16 protein-coding genes are annotated in these 18,669 nt (G+C 71.0%); 7 read left to right on the top strand and 9 right to left on the bottom strand.

Annotated elements, in window-relative coordinates; all coding sequences use genetic code 11:
- Positions 1 to 121: 121 nt before the first annotated feature.
- From ABG085_RS06865 to ABG085_RS06855, 3 genes are read right to left on the bottom strand one after another with little or no spacing between them, the layout of a single operon-like run.
- On the bottom strand, positions 122 to 1,876 hold the full coding sequence (locus tag ABG085_RS06865) for an alpha-glucosidase (protein ID WP_347978663.1): 1,755 nt from the start codon (positions 1,874 to 1,876) through the stop codon (positions 122 to 124).
- Between the two features lie 9 nt (positions 1,877 to 1,885).
- Entirely contained in the window at positions 1,886 to 2,770 is an 885-nt protein-coding gene (locus ABG085_RS06860) for an alpha/beta fold hydrolase (protein ID WP_347978662.1), read from the bottom strand.
- 13 nt (positions 2,771 to 2,783) lie between these two features.
- Complete coding sequence (locus ABG085_RS06855; protein ID WP_347978661.1) at positions 2,784 to 4,280, bottom strand: carboxylesterase family protein; 1,497 nt, start codon at positions 4,278 to 4,280, stop codon at positions 2,784 to 2,786.
- Between the two features lie 129 nt (positions 4,281 to 4,409).
- Between ABG085_RS06855 and ABG085_RS06850 the strand changes: the two genes are divergently transcribed.
- Positions 4,410 to 5,585, top strand: coding sequence for an acyltransferase family protein (locus ABG085_RS06850; protein WP_347978660.1), 1,176 nt, complete (start codon positions 4,410 to 4,412; stop codon positions 5,583 to 5,585).
- A gap of 165 nt (positions 5,586 to 5,750) precedes the next feature.
- Here ABG085_RS06850 and efeB read toward each other — a convergent pair whose 3' ends face one another.
- From efeB to ABG085_RS06830, 4 genes are all read right to left on the bottom strand, one after another.
- A complete protein-coding gene (gene efeB / locus ABG085_RS06845; RefSeq protein ID WP_347978659.1) occupies positions 5,751 to 7,073 on the bottom strand; it encodes an iron uptake transporter deferrochelatase/peroxidase subunit in 1,323 nt (440 codons plus the stop codon).
- 1 nt (position 7,074) lies between these two features.
- On the bottom strand, positions 7,075 to 8,304 hold the full coding sequence (efeO, locus tag ABG085_RS06840) for an iron uptake system protein EfeO (RefSeq protein WP_347978658.1): 1,230 nt from the start codon (positions 8,302 to 8,304) through the stop codon (positions 7,075 to 7,077).
- Positions 8,301 to 9,287 (bottom strand): iron uptake transporter permease EfeU, encoded by a 987-nt coding sequence (gene efeU, locus ABG085_RS06835; protein ID WP_347978657.1) that lies wholly within the window; start codon positions 9,285 to 9,287, stop codon positions 8,301 to 8,303. The genes efeO and efeU overlap by 4 nt, the downstream gene beginning before the upstream one ends.
- Positions 9,288 to 9,444: 157 nt before the next feature.
- Positions 9,445 to 10,395, bottom strand: a complete 951-nt coding sequence (locus ABG085_RS06830) for a WYL domain-containing protein (protein ID WP_347978656.1) — start codon at positions 10,393 to 10,395, stop codon at positions 9,445 to 9,447.
- Between the two features lie 70 nt (positions 10,396 to 10,465).
- On the opposite strand from ABG085_RS06830, the gene ABG085_RS06825 reads away from it, so the two are divergent.
- The 4 genes from ABG085_RS06825 to ABG085_RS06810 all read left to right on the top strand — a co-directional run bounded on the left by ABG085_RS06825 (position 10,466) and on the right by ABG085_RS06810 (position 14,694).
- Positions 10,466 to 11,608 (top strand): epoxide hydrolase, encoded by a 1,143-nt coding sequence (locus tag ABG085_RS06825; RefSeq protein ID WP_347978655.1) that lies wholly within the window; start codon positions 10,466 to 10,468, stop codon positions 11,606 to 11,608.
- Between the two features lie 172 nt (positions 11,609 to 11,780).
- Complete coding sequence (locus ABG085_RS06820) at positions 11,781 to 12,803, top strand: 2-oxoglutarate and iron-dependent oxygenase domain-containing protein (protein WP_347978654.1); 1,023 nt, start codon at positions 11,781 to 11,783, stop codon at positions 12,801 to 12,803.
- A gap of 74 nt (positions 12,804 to 12,877) precedes the next feature.
- Positions 12,878 to 13,903 (top strand): PfkB family carbohydrate kinase, encoded by a 1,026-nt coding sequence (locus tag ABG085_RS06815; protein WP_347978653.1) that lies wholly within the window; start codon positions 12,878 to 12,880, stop codon positions 13,901 to 13,903.
- On the top strand, positions 13,900 to 14,694 hold the full coding sequence (locus ABG085_RS06810) for a 5'/3'-nucleotidase SurE (RefSeq protein ID WP_347978652.1): 795 nt from the start codon (positions 13,900 to 13,902) through the stop codon (positions 14,692 to 14,694). The genes ABG085_RS06815 and ABG085_RS06810 overlap by 4 nt, the downstream gene beginning before the upstream one ends.
- 78 nt (positions 14,695 to 14,772) lie before the next feature.
- Here the strand turns inward: ABG085_RS06810 and rpsO are convergent, their stop codons facing one another.
- Positions 14,773 to 15,042, bottom strand: coding sequence for a 30S ribosomal protein S15 (gene rpsO / locus ABG085_RS06805; RefSeq protein ID WP_347978651.1), 270 nt, complete (start codon positions 15,040 to 15,042; stop codon positions 14,773 to 14,775).
- 215 nt (positions 15,043 to 15,257) lie between these two features.
- Here rpsO and ABG085_RS06800 point away from each other — a divergent pair, with 215 nt between their 5' ends.
- Positions 15,258 to 16,568, top strand: a complete 1,311-nt coding sequence (locus tag ABG085_RS06800) for an MFS transporter (RefSeq protein ID WP_347978650.1) — start codon at positions 15,258 to 15,260, stop codon at positions 16,566 to 16,568.
- A 100-nt stretch (positions 16,569 to 16,668) separates the two neighbouring features.
- Positions 16,669 to 17,610, top strand: coding sequence for a DMT family transporter (locus ABG085_RS06795; protein WP_347978649.1), 942 nt, complete (start codon positions 16,669 to 16,671; stop codon positions 17,608 to 17,610).
- A gap of 18 nt (positions 17,611 to 17,628) precedes the next feature.
- Here the strand turns inward: ABG085_RS06795 and ABG085_RS06790 are convergent, their stop codons facing one another.
- A complete protein-coding gene (locus ABG085_RS06790; RefSeq protein ID WP_347978648.1) occupies positions 17,629 to 18,573 on the bottom strand; it encodes an AraC family transcriptional regulator in 945 nt (314 codons plus the stop codon).
- Between the last annotated feature and the right edge of the window lie 96 nt (positions 18,574 to 18,669).

The raw sequence follows: 18,669 nt of genomic DNA, 5'->3' as shown, positions 1-18,669 counted from the left end.
GCCGTGCGGGATCTCCGTCGCGGGCGAATCTATGCAAATGAATGTATCTCGTGCAACGCGTGCGCACCGATGTTATTCCCGAGCGGATGCCGAAGACTCAGCATCCGCTCCCCCTCCATGATCACCCCTGCCGAGCGGCCCCCGCACGCAGCACCACGGCCTCCCACGGCCGAAGCCGCAGCACATCGCCGGCGACATCGGGGGCGCCGTCGTAATTGCCGGTGACGAGTTCGGCTGTGTCGGGTTCGACGCCGGCGATCTCGACCTGCTGCGGGTCGCCGGTGAAGTTGCCGGCGACGAAGAGCGTCGGCCCGCCACCTGATCGGGTGAAGGCGTACACATGCGGGTGCTCCGGTGCGACGAGCGCGAAGTCGCCGAGCCGCACGACCGGATCCTCGTGGCGCAGCGCGATGAGCCGGCGATGGTGATGGAACACGGATGCCGCGTCCGCACGCTCGGCCTCGGCATTGACGGTCACATGGTTCGGGTTCACCCCGATCCATGGTTCGCCGGTCGTGAAGCCGGCCGCCGCGGTCGCATCCCACTGCACCGGCGTGCGGGCGTTGTCGCGACTGCCGCTGCCGAGCGCGTCGACCAGCTGCGCGTCGGTCAAGCGGCCATGGGCGCGCACCTCGGCCGCAAATCGGAGCGACTCGATGTCGCGATAGTCCGAGAGCTCACGGAAGTGCGCGTTCGTCATCCCGAGCTCCTCGCCCTGGTAGACGTACGGCGTGCCGCGGTGCAGATGCAGCACCGTGGCGAGCATCGTCGCCGACTCCCGGCGATACGCCCCGTCGTCGCCGAACCGCGACACGCTGCGGGGCTGGTCGTGGTTCTCCCAGTACAGCGCGTTCCAGCCGGCATCGAAGAGCCCGTGCTGCCAGCGCGCCATCGTGGCCTTGAGCTCTCGCAGGTCGAGGGGCTGCAGGTCGAACCGCCCGCCGGGGCCGTGGTCGATGTGCACGTGCTCGAACGTGAACACCATGTCGAGTTCGAGGCGCGACGGGTCGGTGAACAGGCGGCCGTCCTCCACGGTGGCACCGGGAGTCTCGCCCACCAGCAGCAGCGCCTCTCGGCGACCCTCGAACACCTCGCGGTGCATCTCCTGCAGGAACTCGTGCAGCCGCGGGCCGTTGACCGTCTGGAGACGGCTGTCGCCGAAGCGGCCCTCGACGACCACGCCGTCGGCGAGCGATCCGTCCTCGCCGACGACCTTCGAGATGAAGTTGATCACGTCCATCCGGAAGCCGTCGACGCCGCGGTCGAGCCACCACCGCATCATGTCGTAGACGGCTGCCCGCACATCGGGGTTCTCCCAGTTGAGGTCGGGCTGCTTGCGGCTGAACAGGTGCAGGTAGTACTCCCCTGTCGCCTCGTCGAGCTCCCAGGCAGGGCCCGAGAACGCGGAGGCCCAGTTCGTCGGCTCGGCGCCGGGTGCCCCCGGCTCCATGCCCTCGCGCGCCGGGCGCCACCAGTACCAGTCGCGCCGGGCGGAGTCCTTCGACGATCGCGACTCGACGAACCACGGGTGCTCGTCGCTGGTGTGATTGACCACCAGATCCATCACGACGCGGATGCCCCGCTCATGCAGCGCGGCGATGACCTCGTCGAGGTCGGCCAGTGTGCCGAAGAGCGGGTCGACGTCGCGGTAGTCGCTGATGTCGTAGCCGTTGTCGTCCTGCGGACTGCGGTAGATCGGCGAGAACCACACCACGTCGACGCCGAGTTCCACGAGATGGTCGATGCGGCGCAGCACGCCCCGCAGGTCGCCGACGCCGTCGCCATCGGAGTCCTGGAACGAGCGCGGATAGATCTGGTAGACGACGGCGCCGGTCCACCACGCGGGCGGGTCGTTCGGAGTCTCGGCCGCTGCCATCCCGTCACACTACGCCGCGTCGGCGAACAGGTGCAGCATGTCCCGCACGAGCTGATGCGGCGCGGTCTCGCAGGGCGCATGCCCGGTCGCGTAGGTGGCGACGCGGGCGCCGATGCGCGCTGCATAGGCGTCGTGCTGCGCCTGCGGCCACAGGTCGTGCTCGCCGACGGCGATGAGCTTCGGGATGTCGATCGCCGCCACGTCCTCCGCGAAGTCGGGGGTCGCCATCATGAGCCCGACGACGTCGTCGATGCAGTCGCGCCCGGTCACCGCCAGCCGCTCGCGCACGAACGCGATGCGCCCCGGGGGCGTGCGGTTGAGGTTGTAGCGGATGCCCCAGAGGATGAGCCCCGCCGCCCGGTGCGGCGTCATGTCGGAGATGGGCCCGATGTGCTTGACCCCGCGGAACACCTGGCCGGTCGCCGGCGGTGCCGCCATCAGGGTGAGGCTGCGGAAGAGGTCGGGGCGCGCGACGAGCGCGAGCTCGGTGACGAGGCCCGCGAAGCTGTAGCCGAGCACGTGCGCCGGCCCTCCGCCGTCTTCGAGGATCGCGATGAGGTCGTCGACGAACAGCGGGTAGTCGTAGGATTCGCGCGGCGGATCGAGGTGCTGCGGCCCGGCGCCGATGGACTCGTAGTGACCGGCGATGTCGTAGGACTCGACGCGATAGCCGGCCGCCGCCAGCAACGGGAAGAGGAGGACGAAGTCCTCCTTGGACCCGACGACACCGGGGACGAGCACCACGCGCGGCGCGTCGCTGTCGCCCAGGCGCACCCGCGCGAGACCGCCACTGGGGGCGGCGAACACATCGCGCTCGGTGCCGGCGGGGAACAGATGCCAGTCGAGGTCGGGGATGCCCTGGTCGCGCTCGAGCGCGTCGTCGATCGTCGTCATCGCGACTGTGAGACTACCGCTCGGGAAGGCCGTCGAGTTCCTCCTGACGCGGCGCGTAGTCGATGTGGCCGCCGTCGGCGTCGAACGCCTGCACCGGTCGGCGCGACGACCACGCCTCCCAGCCCGGGTCGCCGCCCACGACGAACGAGACCCAGGCGCGGTGCATGGCATCGGCGAGCACCTGGGGACCGTCCGGACCGCCGATGCCGATCGCATCCGCCTGCCCGAGGCGGTCGAACACGAACCCGAGCTCCATGACGTGCGCGGCGCCGAGCCGGTCGACAGGGCTCCGCCACCGGAACTCGTAGACCCAGGTCGCTGAATCGCCCACCGACACCCGACTGTCGGCGAACCGCGTGATCGGCCCCCGCAGCAGCATGTCGGTCATCACTTCGCCGAGCACCTCACCCGGCGAGGCATCCGGCCGTCGCGCGCGATGCGCACGCACGATGCGCGCGGGAACCCGGGCCGCGAGCCGCGCCACGGTCACGGTGAGCCACGTCGCCTTGTCGACCGCACCCGAGGGCACGAGCCACAGCCGGTACTCCTCGCTCGTGCACCCGATGAGGACCGGGATGCCGCGACCCGCCCCCGCCAGCAGCGCGTCCAGCGGATTGCGCGGCACGGCCTCGCCCCCGATCGCGAGGGCCACCGTCGGACCGCCGCCGAGGGGCGATCCTCCCGCCGCCACCGCCGTCTGCTGCGCCACCAGATCGTCCGCGTGCACGGCGGCGAACCCCGCACGGGTCGCCGCGACGTCGAGCCGCTTCGCGATCTCGCGCGTCATGCGCCCGGCCCTCTTCGGGGGCTGCGCGACCAGTGGCCCGGACTGGAGGATCGCCCGGTCGAACAGCTCCTTCGCATACGGCTGCGCGAGGAGCGCGGTCAGCGTGTTGGCGCCGGCGGAGTGCCCCATGACGGTGACCCGGCCCGCGTCTCCGCCGAACGCCGCGATCTCGCGGCGCACCCAGCGCAGCGCCGCCTCCTGGTCGAGGACGCCGAGATTCTGCGGCACGTCGTCGAGCACCGCGAAGCCCTCCTGGCCGAGGCGGTACTGGATCGACACGAACACGATGCCGTGGCGGGCGAACCGCTCGCCGTCGTAGGTGGGCAGCGCCGCTGTGCCGCGCGTCAGCGCGCCGCCGTGCACGAACACCAGCACCGGAAGCGCCGCCGCCGGCGGGCGATCGGCGGGCGTCCACACATTGACCGTCAGGATGTCGTCCCCCGGCACCTCGACGGTGGCGAGGTAGGTCGCGATCGCCGGTGCGTACGGGCGCTGCGGCGCCGTGGGACCGAAGGAGGAGGCATCCCGCTCGTCGTCCCATGCGGGTGGAGGCACCGGAGGAGCGAAGCGCAGATCGCCGACCGGCGGAGCCGCGTACGGGATGCCGAGGAAGCGGTCGATCCCGCCCTCGCGGGTGCCGCGGAGGGTGCCCCCGCTCACCGTGACCACGGGCGCTGCCGACGCGGGCGTGGCGGACGGGGCTTCGGTCGCGGCATCCGTCATGTCATCCCCTCTTGGCGGGCACCGTCGCACGCTCGCACTCAGACTCAGCCAGTGCGGCACTCAGTGTCAAGCGAGGGTGCAGCCGGGTCGGCCCGGCTAGTCTGGTCAGCGCCCCGGCGAGAGGTGACGATGACCGGCAGCAGCGCTCCCCCCACGGCGACCACCCCGGCGGGGCAGGTCGCCCGCCCGCGACGGCGCACGCCGTTCTGGGACAACGCGCGGTTCGCGTGCATCGTCCTCGTGGTGCTCGGCCACGCCGTGCAGCGGCTGATCTACGACTCCGATATCGCGCTCAGCCTCTACCTCCTCGTCTACGCCTTCCACATGCCGGCGTTCGCGGTGATCTCGGGGTACTTCTCGAAGTCCGACGCGCCGACCAGAAGGCAGATGGCTCGCGTCATCACCGACATCCTCGTGCCGTACGTGGTCTTCGAGGGGCTGTGGACGCTCACGAAGTGGCTCGTCGAGGGGCAGGCGAACCCCAACCTCACGCAGCCGTCGTGGACGCTGTGGTTCCTGCTGGCGCTCGGCATCTTCCGCGTCGTACTCCCCTACCTCGCGCTGCTGCGCTGGCCGCTCGTGTGGACGGTCGTGATCTCGATCGGCGCCGGGTATCTGCCCAACATCGACTCGACGTTCTCGCTGTCGCGGACGCTCGGCCTGCTCCCGTTCTTCACGCTCGGCTGGTGGCTGCGCGAGCACGACATCGTCGCGCGTCTGCGCCTCCTGGACCGGCGCCCGTGGTGGGTGTTCGCAGGCGGCCTGGGCCTGTTCGCAGTCGCCGCGTGGGCCGCCTGGTTCTTCGTCGACGAGTGGCGCGCGATGAACCTGCGCGAATGGTTGTTCTACGACGAGAACTACGCCTCCATCGGGGGCACGCAGTGGTGGGCCGGCGGCGTGAGGCTGGCGCTCATGATCGTCGCGGTGCTGCTGTCGACGGCGTTCTTCGCGCTCCTGCCGCGCGGCACCCACTGGTGGACGCACTTCGGTCAGTACACGATGTACGTCTATCTGCTGCATTCGTTCGTGCTCTATCCGTTCCGCGAGAGCGGCCTGCTGCGCAACGCCGAGCCGACGTGGCTGTGGCTGCCGCTCGTGATCGTGGGGTCGGTGCTCATCGCCCTGGGACTTGCCACCAGACCCGTGCGGCGGTTGTTCCGCCCGCTCGTCGAGCCGCGCCCCGCGTGGCTGTTCGCCGATCCCACGCTCGCGCGACGAGAGGGCCGGCGCAGCGACCCCACAGGCTCGCGCCGGCCGCGGGAGGAACCGCGGATGCCACGGCCAGACCCTCGCCAGAACGGCTGAGCCTTCGTTTCCGACGCCCGGCATGGGGGCCCCCGGACGCACGTGCGGGCGGCTCACCGCTGGGGTCACAGCGTCGGAGGTTTCGGTGACACGCCGTGCGGCAGACCGCCCTTGGCGGCGTGTCGCACAGGACCTCCGATTCTGTGCCGGATCCAGCGGCGGGGTTCAGGAGAAGAGGCCGGCGCCGACGAACGAGCCGGGCTGCGCACCCGCGGGCACCGCCCACAGACCTGAGCCGACGTGACGGATGTACTCGTTCAACGTGTCTGTGGACAGCGACCGCTGCAGCCGCACGAACTGCTCCGGCGAGCGCTGGTAGGACAGGAAGAAGAGGCCCGCATCGAGACGGCCCAGTTCGTTGTTGCCGTCGACGAAGTTGTACCCGCGGCGCAGGATCCGCGTCCCGTCGTTCGAGTCCGGGTGGGCGAGCCGCACGTGGCTCGTCGCCGCGAGCACCGGCGTGCCGTCCGTGCCGGTCGCCTCGAAGTCGGGCTCCGTGAATTCGTCGCCGCCAGAGAGCGGCGCCCCCGCACCCTTCGTGCGGCCGACGATCGATTCCTGCTCCGACAGCCGCACGCGGTCCCACGTCTCGATCAGCATCGCGATCTTGCGCGCGACGAGATAGGACCCGCCCACCATCCATGCCGGCTGGTCCGGCGCGCCCACCCACACGTGGTCGGCGAGCGAAACATCGTCGGTGGCCAGGACGTTCGCAGTGCCGTCCTTGAACCCGAACAAGTTCCGCGGCGTCGCCTGCGCCGCCGTCGTGCGGGAGGTGCGACCGAACCCCAGCTGCGACCACCGCAGCCGCGCACGGCCGAAGGCGATGCGGCTGAGATTGCGGATCGCGTGCACCGCGACCTGCGGGTCGTCGGCGCACGCCTGGATGCACAGGTCGCCACCCGAGAGCGCCGGGTCGAGGTCGTCGCCGAGGAACGCCGGCAGCTTCTCGAGCTGCGCCGGCCGCTGCGCCGCGATGCCGTAGCGATCGCCTTCGTCGTTCTCGAACAGCGACGGGCCGAAGCCGAAGGTGATCGTGAGGCCGCTCGCGGCGAGGCCCAGCGCCTCGCCCGTGTCGTCCGGCGGAGCTTCCGGCGGGCCGCCCACGGCCCCGGTCGCGCTGACGTCGAGCCCCTGCGTCATGCGAGCCGATGCGTACGACCAGTCCTCGAGGAGCGTCACCAGGTCGTCGCGGTCCGTGCGGGCCGTCATGTCGAACGACGCGAAGTGCAGGTGGTCCTGCACGGGGGTGGTCACGCCGGCCTGATGGGGGCCGTAGAAGTCGTAGACGGATGCTGCGGCATCCTGTTCCCGCGCCCGCCCGACGGCGACCCCCGCGGTCGCGCCGGCTCCCGCGCCGAGCGCGAGGCCTGCGGCGCCCGCGCCGAGTGCGAGCCCAAGAACGCCGCGACGCGACAGTCCCGCACCCGCTGGCGCCTCCGCGGGGGCGGGAGCACCGGCGGGCGCGGTCGACGAGGGGTCGGTCACGTTACGCCAGCACCGTGTTCGTGAGCTGCGCGAGGGGCTCGGCGAGCGCGTTGATCAGGTCTGTCAGCTCGCGCTTGTCGTCGTCAGTGAGCGCGGTGTACACCACGAAGCCGCTCTCGAGCGAGCCGTACTGCGCCAGAGCCTCCTCGAGGTCGGCATACCCGCCGTCGATCTCCTCGGCGAGCGCGGCGCCCTCGTCGCCCTGCGCCGCGGCGAAGTCGCGCACCAGCGAGAACGCCATCTTCGAGCCTTCGACGTTCGCGGCGAAGTCCGAGAGGTCAGTGCCCGACCACCAGTCCTCCTCGCCCTGGATCTTGCCGGTGGCGACTTCGTCGAGGAGCGCGATCGCACCGTTGGAGATGCCCGCGATGCCCTGCGCGTCCAGCGAGTCCTGGAAGTCGGCGGAGTGCACGTAGTCGTACAGCTCCTGGACGTCGGCGATCAGCTGGTCGCCGAACGCCGCACGCTCCGTCTCGGTGGAGGGCGCCCATTCCTGCCACGCGGGCGTCTCGCCGTCCGCATTCAGCGCGTCCGCGGCAGGCACCCACAGGTCCTTCTCGATGCGGTGGAAACCGGTCCAGTCCAGCCCCTCGGCAACCGCGTCGACCTCGCGGTAGTCGATGCGCGGGTCGAGGTCGCCGAGCGCCTCGGCGACCGGCTCGATGCGCTCGTAGTAGGCACGGACGACGGGGAACGCGGAGCGCGCGGTCTCGTCGTCGCCGGACTCGTACGCGGCGACGAACTCGGAGACCGCGGGCGCGAGCTGCCCTACCTGGTCCTTGACGAAGGCGGCGTACAGGTCCACCGCCTGCTGCTTCTGCTCGGCATCCTCGCCCGAGAGCTCGACCGCATCGCCGGACACCGCGAATCCGGCGCGGCCCACGCCGTCGCCGATCATGCCGGGCTTGCACAGCGTGTAGTAGTCGCCCGGCTGCGCGACGACCGTGAGCGTGCGTGACGCGCCCGGCGCGATGTTCTCCACCTCGCCCACGATGCGGAGCCCGTCATCGGCGAGCAGGTAGAACTCGGTCACCTCGTCGCCGTCGTTGCGAACGTCGAAGGTCAGCGTCCCGCTGGTCGCGGAGTCGCCCGACACCTCGCAGCCGGCAGCGGTCGACGACACCGCGAGGGTGTCGGCCGAGGCGACGTCGCTCTTGGCGACGCAACCGGACAGAACGAGGGCGCCGAGGCCGGCGAAGGCGAATGCCGGAATGAGACGACGGGGGGTCATGCTTCTCCTTGTGGGGATGGGATGGTGGGCGAGCCCGGAGGAACAGTGACCGGCGACGCGGCCGCCGGGTGGGCGGATGCGGCCTCGACGGGCGCCGGTCGGGCGGCCGGGCGCGAGCGCAGCTGGCCGCGCAGCCAGATGCCGCCGACGATGCCCACGTAGAGCACCCAGGCGACGACCTGCAGCCAGGACATGCGCGGCATGAATCCGACGGTGGCCTGCAGGATCGCGGCGAGCGGACCCCCGGGCGGGATGGCGGCGGTGACGTCGAAGGCCCAGCCGAACGGGAATGCCGCCCACCCGACCGCGACATCGCCGGTGGCCGGGTCGATCGGCGCCGCCGTGGTGAACGGCCCGGGAAGGGCGCCCGCCTCCTGCAGGTCGTGGATGGCATACGCCAGCACGCCGGCGGCGACGATCACGAGGAAGGCGCCGGTCCAGCCGAAGAAGACGCGCAGGTCCAGTCGCAGCATGCCGCGGGCGAGCGCCCAGCCGAGGATCACCGCAGCCGCGAGGCCCAGCAGCGCGCCCGCGAGCGCCGCGGGCGCATCGCCGAAGGACTGCACCATCGACCAGAGCAGCAGGGTCGTTTCAACGCCTTCGCGCGCGACGGAAACGAAGCCGATGGCGACCAGGCCCCATAACCCGCCGGTGGCGAGCGCGCGGTCGACACCTCCCTCGAGCGTGCGCTTCAGCGTCCGGGCGGTCCGCTGCATCCAGAAGATCATCCAGGTGACCATGGCCACGGCGAGCAGGGACAGCGTGCCGCCGAGCAGCTCCTGCGCCTCGAACGTCAGTGAGTAGGCGCCGAAGGTGAGGACGGCGCCGATGATGAGGGCCAGCGCGATGGCGAGCCCGACGCCCGCCCACAGGCGCGGCAGCACGTCGCGACGGCCCAGCTTCGAGAGGTAGGCGACGAGGATGCCGACGACGAGCGCGGCCTCGAGGCCTTCACGCAGGCCGATGAGGAAGGTGGCGAGCAACGGGTTTCCCAAGATGGATGCGGCGGAAGCGGCGCCCCGTTGCGCCTCGGCAGTCCTGCGGTCTCGTGCACGCGGCGGTTCAACGTAAGGTGAGCCTTACCTTGGACGCTACCGGACACTGTGGCGCATTGTCCATTCCGTGACGACGCCCCGACGCTCAGCCGGCCGCCCGTGTGTACCGGTCGGCAAGGCGCAGAAGATGCGGCACCAGTTCTGCCGGCGAGTCGACGGTGAAGTCCATGCCGAGCATGCCGATGTACGCGGCGATCGTCTCGAGGCTGTCGGCACCCGTCACGAGCACCGAGGTCGCCGGATCCACCGCCTCCACGACGCCGACCGTGGGATTGATCCGTGCGATCACCCTGTCGGCGGGCGCCGCGATCCGCAGGCGCGCGTGCACCTTCCAGCCGCCCGCCGCGATGGACCGCAGGGCGAACGAGGTGAAATCGCCGCCCGGCACCGGCACCGGCTCGAAGGGGCGCCGAGTGGGCATTCGCGGCTCGATCCAGTCGAGGCGGAACGTCTCCCACTCGTCGGTGTCGGGATCGCGCGCCACGAGGTACCAGCGGCGCTGCCAGCTGAGCAGGCGGTACGGCTCGACCCTTCGCGGGACACCGCGATCGTCGAATCTCAGCCATTCCCGAGCGTGCACGGCCTGGGCGACGGCGCTGAGCACATGCGGGTCGACCTCCGGATCCGGTGCGTCCGTCCCGATGTTCTCGGGACCGCTGTCCACCGTGGCGGCGACCGCGTCGACGGTCGGCCGCAGCCGCTCGGGCAGCACCTGCAGCAGCTTCGCCAGGGCGCGGGCGCCGGCCTCCTCGACGCCCGCCACGCCGCGCGCCACCCGAAGTCCGATCGCCACGGCGACCGCCTCGTCGTCGTCGAGCAGGAGCGGCGGCAGCTTGCCGCCGGCCGCGAGCCGGTACGACCCGGCGCGGCCGCGCTCCGCCTCCACCGGATAGCCGAGCGTGCGCAGCCGCTCGATGTCGTTGCGGACGGTCCGCGCCGACACGTCCAGGCGGGCGGCGAGCTCGGGCCCCGGCCACCGCGGGCGGCTCTGGAGCAGGGCAAGCAGGGCAAGCATCCGGGCGGATGTGTCGGCCATCACGAACTCGATTCGACGGAGGGAGATAACAGGAAGAGAACGTGCCTGTTTCGACCGTAATGTCGAAGACATGAACACCGCAACCACCTCCACCGCCGACATCCGCCCCTTCCGCATCGACGTGCCGCAGGCAGCGCTCGATGACCTCGCCGACCGCCTCGCACGCACCCGTCTGCCCCAGCCCGCGCCGTCCGACGACTGGGACTCGGGAACGCCGAACTCGTATCTCACCGAAGCCGTCGAGCGCTGGCGGGACGGGTTCGACTGGCGTGCCGCCGAGGCGCGCATGAACGAGTTCCCGCACTTCACCACCGAGATCGACGGGCAGATCATCCACTTCCTGCACGTCCGCTCCCCGCACGAGGGCGCGACGCCGCTGATCCTCGCCCACACCTACCCGGGATCCTTCGTCGACTACCTGGACATGATCGGGCCGCTCGTCGACCCGGTCGCGCACGGCGGCCGCGCCGAGGACGCCTTCGACGTCGTCGTGCCCGACGCGCCCGGCTTCGGCTTCAGCCAGCCGGTCACCGACTCCGGCTGGACGGTCGGCCGGGTCGCCGCAGCGTACGACACGCTCATGCGCCGGCTCGGCTACGAGTCCTACGGCATCCACGGCAGCGACAACGGGGCGATGGTCGCCCGCGAGCTCGGCCTCCTGGACCCTGAGGGGTTCCTCGGCCTGCACGTGCTGCAGCTGTTCTCGTTCCCGTCGGGCGACCCGGCCGAGTTCGAGAAGCTCGAGCCGCAGGACTACGCCGGCCTCGAGCACATGCAGTGGTTCCAGTCGGTGGGCGCCTACAACACGATGAACGCCGCCCGTCCGCAGACGATCGCCGCCGCGCTGTCGGACTCCCCCGTCGGTCACCTCGCGTACGCCGAGCTCTTCAACTCGTTCGGCAACGGCACCGCTCTCGTGCCGCTCGACGCGATCCTCACCGAGGTGAGCGTCGCGTGGTTCGCCAACGCGTCGGCGGGGATGAGCCGCGCCTACCGCGACAACGCGCTGGCGGAGGCCGAGCCCCGGGTGAGCGGCGCGCGCACCGGCGTGGCCGTCTTCAAGGACGACTTCCAGACGATCAAGGTGTTCGCCGAGCGCGACAACTCGAACATCGTCCACTGGAGCCGCTTCGAACGGGGTGGCCACTACGCCGCCCTCGAGGTTCCGGAGCTGGTGGTCGGCGACATCCGCGCCTTCTTCGCCCGCCCCTGATTCCCCGCGCTTCCCTCCGCCTCACGTTCACTTGCGCTGGATGTACGCGACACGCCCGCCGTGCCGTACATCCAGCGCAAGTGAACGCGGGAAGCAGACGGCACCGCGTACGGCGAGGAAACGGGAGGCAACAAACAGAGCGGATGCCTCGGCATCCGTCTACCCTCGCCTCATGACCGAGCTGAACCTGCCGATCCTCGATCTCTCGCGGCTCGACGAAGGACCGGAGGCGGCCGCGCAGTTCCGCGACGATCTGCGCGCGGCGACGCACGACGTCGGCTTCTTCTACCTGACCGGGACGGGCGTGTCACCCGAGCTGGAAGCGCGCCTGCACCGCGCCGCGCGCGACTTCTTCGCCCTCCCCGAAGCCGACAAGCTCGCCATCGAGAACGTCAACAGCCCGCACTTCCGGGGTTACACGCGCATCGGCGGCGAGCGCACGCAGGGCAAGGTCGACTGGCGGGAGCAGATCGACATCGGCCCCGAGCGAGAGGCGGTGTCGGATGCCGACGCCCCGGACTTCGCGCGGCTCATCGGCCCGAACCTCTGGCCCGACGCGCACCCCGAGCTTCGGGAGGTCGTCTCGGAATGGCACGACCACTTGTCGGGCGTCGCGCGCCGGCTGCTGCGGGCGTGGGCGCTGTCGCTCGGCGCCCCCGAGAACTACTTCGACGAGCACTTCGGCGAGCCGTCGACCCTCATCAAGATCGTCCGGTACCCCGGCAAAGAGGACCCCACGCCCCAGCAGGGCGTCGGCGCGCACAAGGACTCCGGCGTGCTGACGCTGCTCTGGGTCGAGCCCGGCAAGGGCGGGCTCCAGGTCGAGCGGAATGGCCACTGGGTCGACGCTCCCCCGGTTCCCGGCGCATTCGTCGTCAACATCGGCGAGCTGCTCGAGTATGCGACGCAGGGCTACCTGATCGCCACGAAGCACCGGGTCATCTCTCCGACGTACCCCGACGACCGCATCTCGGTCCCGTTCTTCTTCAACCCGGCGCTCGACAAGCGCCTGCCGCTGATCGAGCTCCCGGCCGAGCTCGCGGCGCAGGCACGCGGGGTCACGCAGGACCCGGCGAACCCGATCCACGCGCTGTACGGCGAGAACGCACTCAAGTCGCGACTGCGCGCGCATCCCGACGTCGCCGCGATCCACCATGCGGATCTCGTCGCGGCCCGGGCTGCGGCATCCGCCTGACATCCTTCTTGCAGGTCTCCCCCGCCGGTGCAAGGGGGTGCCGGAGCGTTCGACGCCCTGCCTAGCGTGGCGGTATGAGCGACGTGACGATCTTCGCGCCCTCCCCGACGCTCACCGTGACCGTAGAGGAGCACGACGCGCAGCCCGACGTGCATGTGCACGCCGGCGGCCAGGGCGTCTGGCAGGCGCGCATGCTGCTGCGGCTGGGAGCCTCGGTGACCGTGTGCTGCAGCCTCACCGGCGAGATCGGACGGATGCTGCGCCACCTCCTCGAAGACGAAGGTGTCACCGTCGCCGGCGTCGAGCGACCGGGGAAGGGCTCTGCGTACGTGCACGACCGCCGGGGCGGCGAGCGCCAGATCATCGCCGAGACAGGGGGCGAGCCGCTGGCGCGCCACGACCTCGACGAACTCTACGGCGTGACCCTGCGCGAAGGGCTCGCCTCGGGGCTGTCCATCCTGAGCGGACCGGCCGGCGACGAAGCGCTCCCCGCCAACACCTACCGCAGGCTCGCGGCCGACCTGCGGGCCGGCGGCGCGAAGGTCGTCGTCGATCTCGCCGGCGCCCGCCTCGACGCGGCGCTGGAAGGCGGCGTCGACGTGCTCAAGGTGAGTGGCGACGAGCTCGTGCACGACGGGCGGGTCGCCGACGACTCCCCCGCCGCGATCATCGCCGCGATGCGTCGACTGCACGACGGCGGAGCGGGCGCGGTGATCGTCTCGCGCTCGTCCGAGCCGGCGCTCCTGCTCGACGCGGCCGGACTCCTGGAGGTGAACGCTCCCCGTCTGGAGGTCGCCGACACCCGCGGCGCCGGCGACTCGCTGACCGCCGGCGTGGCGGCCGGCATCGCCCGCGGCGAGAGCGTGCGGGAGGCGATCGTGACCGGCGCCGCCGCGGCAGCCCTCAACGTGACCCGGCACGGCCTCGGCACCGGCGACCCCGAGACCATCGCCGCACTGCGCGCGGCCGTGACGGTGCGGGAGCTCGTCGACGATGCCGAGGCGGGGATGGCGCAGCCGGTGACCGGCCATGTCAGTCCCGACGGGCTCGCCGCCCTCGCGGAGCCGGCGGCGCCTGAGCAGCCAGGAGCGCAGCGATGACGCGCACCCTGATCACCAACGACGACGGCATCGACGCCCCGGGGCTGCACGTCCTCGCCCGCGCCGCCCGTGACGCCGGCCTCGAGGTCATCATCGCGGCGCCGGCGCGGCAGTCCAGCGGATCCAGCGCGTCGATCATCGCCGCCGAGGAGGACGGACGCATCGCGATCGAGCGGCGGGAACTGACCGGGCTCGAGGGCATCGCGGCCTACGCGGTGCGCGGCGGGCCGGGCCTCATCGCGCTCATCGCGGCCCACGGCGCCTTCGGCGACCCGGCCGAGCTCGTGCTGTCGGGGGTGAACCACGGGGCCAACGTCGGCCGGGCCATCCTGCACTCCGGCACCGTCGGCGCCGCGCTGACCGGCGGGCTGAACGGTGCGTGGGCTGTCGCGGTGTCGCTGGACGTCGGCATGAATCCGACGCAGTTCCATTGGGATGCCGCGGCCACGGCCACGATCGGCGTCCTGCCGTTCCTGCTCGAGCGGCCGCGGGGCACAGTGTTGAACCTCAACGCGCCGAACTCCGCGGCGAACCGCGGGATCGTCGAGGCGGCTCTCGCCCCGTTCGGAATCGTGCAGACGACGTTGAGCGAGCGGGACGCCGGCCACATCCGCCTGGCCGTCGAGGACCTGCCCAACACCCCCGAGCCGGGCAGCGACGCCGCACTCCTGGCCGACGGCTGGGTGACCCTCACCGGGCTCGACCCCGTGTCACAGCTTCCGCTGGGGTTCGAGGCGGCCGCGGCATCCGCGCGCCTGTCACGAACCGCCGGCTCGCCTGGCACGTCGTGAGCGGGAAAAGGTGAAGGCCTCCCCACACCGTGGGGAGGCCTTCCAAGAATGTTCCGCGCGATTGTACGCTGGCTGCGATTAGCGGCGGAGTCCGAGACGCTCGATCAGCGACCGGTAACGGTTGATGTCGATGTCCTGGAGGTAGCCGAGCAGACGACGGCGCTGACCAACGAGCAGGAACAGCCCACGACGCGAATGGTGGTCGTGCTTGTGCTCCTTGAGGTGCTCGGTGAGGTCCTTGATGCGCTGCGTCAGCATCGCGACCTGCACCTCGGGGGATCCGGTGTCACCGGGGTGCGTCGCGTACTCTTCGATGATCGCCTTCTTGACGTCTGATTCCAGTGCCATAGGTGATCCCCTCTCTGCTTGTTGCGCGGTGCCCGTCACCCGATGTGCGAGCTCTCTTTCTCCGCGGCCGATCCAACGGCAACCTGAAGAGTCTACCAGCGAACGGATGCCGCGGCGAACGCGCTCCCGCTGCGCCCGGGTACGCTCGAATCCGTGTCCCACCCCCTCCGCGTAGAGCCGCCGAGCCGCCGCGGAGCACCGGCCGAGGTCGGCGAGTGACCGCCGAGCAGCACCGCAGCCACTTCATCGACCTGCGCCCTTTCCGCTCCAGTCCTGCGTTCGCGCGGCTGTGGATCGGATCGACGCTCGCCGGCCTGGGCGGCCAGCTCACCATCGTGACGATCATGCTGCAGATGTACGACTTGACCGAGTCGACATTCGCCGTCTCGATGATCGCCGTCGCAGGCCTCGTGCCGATGATCATCGCCGGGATCTACGGCGGCATGCTCGCCGACGCCTTCGACCGCCGGGCCGTCGCGCTGATCGCCGCCACGGTGACCTTCGGCTCGACGGCGGTCCTGGCCACCCTCACCTGGGCGAACCTCGAGACCGTGTGGTGGCTGTACGCGCTGAGCATCGTCAACTCCGCCGCCAACTCGATCGTGCTGGCGACCCGCCAGGCGATCGTGCCGCGCCTGCTCCCCCGCGAGCTGCTGCCGGCCGCGTCCGCCCTCGGCGGCATCACCGTCGGCATCATGGTGATGGCCGGTCCCGCGCTCGCCGGCGTGCTGGTGGCGCTGACCGGCTACGCCTGGACGTACACGCTCGACGTGATCCTGATGACCTCGCTGTTCCTGGGCCTGTGGACCCTGCCGTCCCTGCGTCCGGAGGGCGACGTCGTCCGCCCCGGACTCGAGTCGCTGCGAGACGGGTGGCGGTTCCTCCGGCGCGCATCGAACATCCGTCTGCAGTTCATCCTCGACATCATCGCGATGACGTTCGGCCAGCCGCTGGCGCTGTTCCCCGCCATCGGCGCCGTGCTGCTCGGCGGCGGGCCGATCACCACGGGCCTCCTCACCGCCTCGGTCGCCGCGGGCGCGTTCGCGTCCAGCCTGTTCTCGGGCCGCGTCGGCGCGATCCGCCGCCAGGGGCTGGGCATCGAGCGCGCCATCATCGTGTACGGCGTCTCGATCGCCGCGCTCGGCATGGTGCTCGGGGCGGCCGCACTCGGCTGGCTGGCTCCGGTCGGGGTCGATGCCGATACCCCGAACGTCGCTCTCATCGCACTCGCGTGCATCGTGCTCGCAGTGTCGGGTGCCGCCGACAACATCAGCTCGATCTTCCGCAACACCATGGTGCAGGCGGCCGTGCCCGATGCGATCCGTGGCCGGCTGCAGGGCATCTTCATCGTCGTGGTCGCCGGCGGCCCGCGCCTCGGCGCCCTCTACGCGGGCACGCTCGCGACGCTCACGGCGCTGTGGTTCCCACCGCTGCTCGGCGGCTTCGTGATCATCGCGCTGGTGGCGATGCTGGTGCGCGCCAGCCCGCGCTTTCGCGCGTACGATGCCGAGAACCCCGCGCCCTGACCGGCACGACACCGTAGCCGAACCGTCGCAGACCGGCGGATTTCGGACGTCGCACCCGACGGCGCGACTCTGCGTCGTAGGGCGACCGTAGGGTGGCCACGTGGCTACGACGACCGACACGACCCCGGTGACGCGCGCAGATCGACTGCCCTCCGCGCGCTGGATCACGGTGCAGTTCGTGCTCGCCGGCACCGTGTGGGGAGCGAGCTTCCTCTTCATGAAGGTGTCGCTGACCGGCATCTCGCCCGCGCAGGTGGCGTGGACCCGCATCCTCCTCGGCGCCCTCACGCTTGGAGCTCTCGTGCTGCTGCGCCGCGAGCGACTGTCGCGCAGTCTCCGCGTGTGGGCGCACCTTCTCGTGCTGGGCCTCACGTTCTGCGTCATCCCGTTCCTGCTGTTCTCGTGGGCGCAGCAGTATGTCACCTCGGGCGTCGCCAGCATCTTCAACGCCACCACGCCGATCATGACCGCGATCATGGCCTGGCTCGTCTTCCGCGTGGAGAAGCTCAAGAACGTGCAGGTCGCCGGCATCGGCGTCGGCATCCTGGGCGTGGTCGTCATCATCGCTCCGTGGCAGGGCATCGCCTTCGACGGCAGCCTGGTCGCCGAGCTCGCCATCCTCGGCGCGACCGCGAGCTACGGCTTCAGCCTCGCCTACATGCGACGGTTCGTGTCGAACACCGGGATGTCGGCCCTCGCGTTCACGTTCGGCTACATCGCCATGGCCGGCGCGGTGATGGTCGTGCTCACGCCGTTCCTCGTGCTGACGCCAGTGCGACTGGACGCGCCGATCGTCGTCAGCCTCGTGCTGCTGGGATGCCTCGGCACCGGGATCGCATATGTCTGGAACCAGAACACCGTGCGCGCCTGGGGGCCCACCCGCGCCTCGACCGTGACCTACATCACCCCCGTGGTGGGCGTCATCCTCGGCATCCTGATCCTCGGCGAGACGATCACGTGGAACGAGCCGATCGGCGCGCTCGTCGTCTTCCTGGGCATCCTCCTCGCCCAGGATCGACTCCGCCGGCGGGCTCGACCCTGACGAAGACCCGCGGGCGCCTCACGCCGCACTGCGGCGGACGCGCCCCGGGGTCTCACCGGTGACCCGCGCGAAGGCGCGACTGAACGCGGCCTCCGAGCCGTAGCCGTGCGCGGCCGCGACGGCCGCGACACTGCGCCCCTCGGCGAGCATCGCTCGCGCCGCGCGCATACGCGCCGCCGACACGTAGGCCATCGGCGGCATGCCGACCACGGCGGTGAACCGGGCCGAGAACGCCGACCGCGACATGGTCGCCCGGCGCGCGAGCGCCTCGAGAGTCCAGGGATGCCCCGGGTCGCGGTGGACGGCGGCAAGGGCCGCACCGAGCTGTGGATCGCGCAGCGCCGCGAGCCACCCGCCGGACTCCGCCTGCTCATCGGCCAGCCAGGCGCGGATCGTCTCCACCACGAGCACATCGGCCAAGCGCGTCGCGACCGCGTCACCGCCGGGCATCGGCTCGCGGAGCTCGCGCGCGAGCAGCGGCAGCAGCGCGGCCATGACGGGATGGCGCGCGGAGTCGACCGTCACGATCGGCGGCAGTACGGCGAGCATGTCGTCGACGGCCGGCGAATCGAAGGCCACGACGCCGCACAGCATCGCCAGTGGTGGGTCGGACCCCTCGGGACCGATCCGAAGGACCGAGAAGGCATCGCCCAGCATGGCCTGGGGCAGCAGATCGGCCCGCCCCACGACCTGGGCACCCGGCGCGGTCGAGACGCGATGGCCGATCCCCCGGGGCACGAGAGCGAGCTTCCCGGCATCCAGCCGGACCGTCTCGGCGCCGTCGACCTCGAGGTACGCCGTGCCGTGGGCCACGATGTGGAAGCTCAAGGTGCCGGGGAACTGCGGCATCGCCACGGAGCACTCCACCGACGCTTCGGTCCACGAGTAGAACGCGCCGCGCATGCGCACCTGGTAGAGGGCGGCGGTGAGTGCGTCCTCGCTGTCCCACGGCATGACGGTCATGGCGCCCTCCGGACGATCGATCAAGAAATGCGTACTTCTGACGATAGATCATCCTGACCGTCGCTGCGAGGGTGGGATCACCAACGAAGGGAGCAC

The sequence above is a fragment of the Microbacterium sp. ProA8 genome (assembly GCF_039905635.1).
GTDB classification, from domain to species: Bacteria; Actinomycetota; Actinomycetes; order Actinomycetales; family Microbacteriaceae; genus Microbacterium; species Microbacterium chionoecetis.
Note: the sequence above shows the minus strand (reverse complement) of the source record. Positions and strands in the feature narration are given on the sequence as shown.

Bases quoted from the DNA above. Each gene is read 5' to 3' on its own strand.
- ABG085_RS06825 (WP_347978655.1), top strand. From the start codon at position 10,466: ATGAACACCGCAACCACCTCCACCGCCGACATCCGCCCCTTCCGCATC.
- ABG085_RS06850 (WP_347978660.1), top strand. From the start codon at position 4,410: ATGACCGGCAGCAGCGCTCCCCCCACGGCGACCACCCCGGCGGGGCAG.
- ABG085_RS06865 (WP_347978663.1), bottom strand. From the start codon at position 1,876: ATGGCAGCGGCCGAGACTCCGAACGACCCGCCCGCGTGGTGGACCGGC.
- ABG085_RS06855 (WP_347978661.1), bottom strand. From the start codon at position 4,280: ATGACGGATGCCGCGACCGAAGCCCCGTCCGCCACGCCCGCGTCGGCA.
- ABG085_RS06815 (WP_347978653.1), top strand. From the start codon at position 12,878: ATGAGCGACGTGACGATCTTCGCGCCCTCCCCGACGCTCACCGTGACC.
- efeO (WP_347978658.1), bottom strand. From the start codon at position 8,304: ATGACCCCCCGTCGTCTCATTCCGGCATTCGCCTTCGCCGGCCTCGGC.
- ABG085_RS06790 (WP_347978648.1), bottom strand. From the start codon at position 18,573: ATGACCGTCATGCCGTGGGACAGCGAGGACGCACTCACCGCCGCCCTC.
- ABG085_RS06830 (WP_347978656.1), bottom strand. From the start codon at position 10,395: ATGGCCGACACATCCGCCCGGATGCTTGCCCTGCTTGCCCTGCTCCAG.
- ABG085_RS06820 (WP_347978654.1), top strand. From the start codon at position 11,781: ATGACCGAGCTGAACCTGCCGATCCTCGATCTCTCGCGGCTCGACGAA.
- rpsO (WP_347978651.1), bottom strand. From the start codon at position 15,042: ATGGCACTGGAATCAGACGTCAAGAAGGCGATCATCGAAGAGTACGCG.
- ABG085_RS06810 (WP_347978652.1), top strand. From the start codon at position 13,900: ATGACGCGCACCCTGATCACCAACGACGACGGCATCGACGCCCCGGGG.
- ABG085_RS06860 (WP_347978662.1), bottom strand. From the start codon at position 2,770: ATGACGACGATCGACGACGCGCTCGAGCGCGACCAGGGCATCCCCGAC.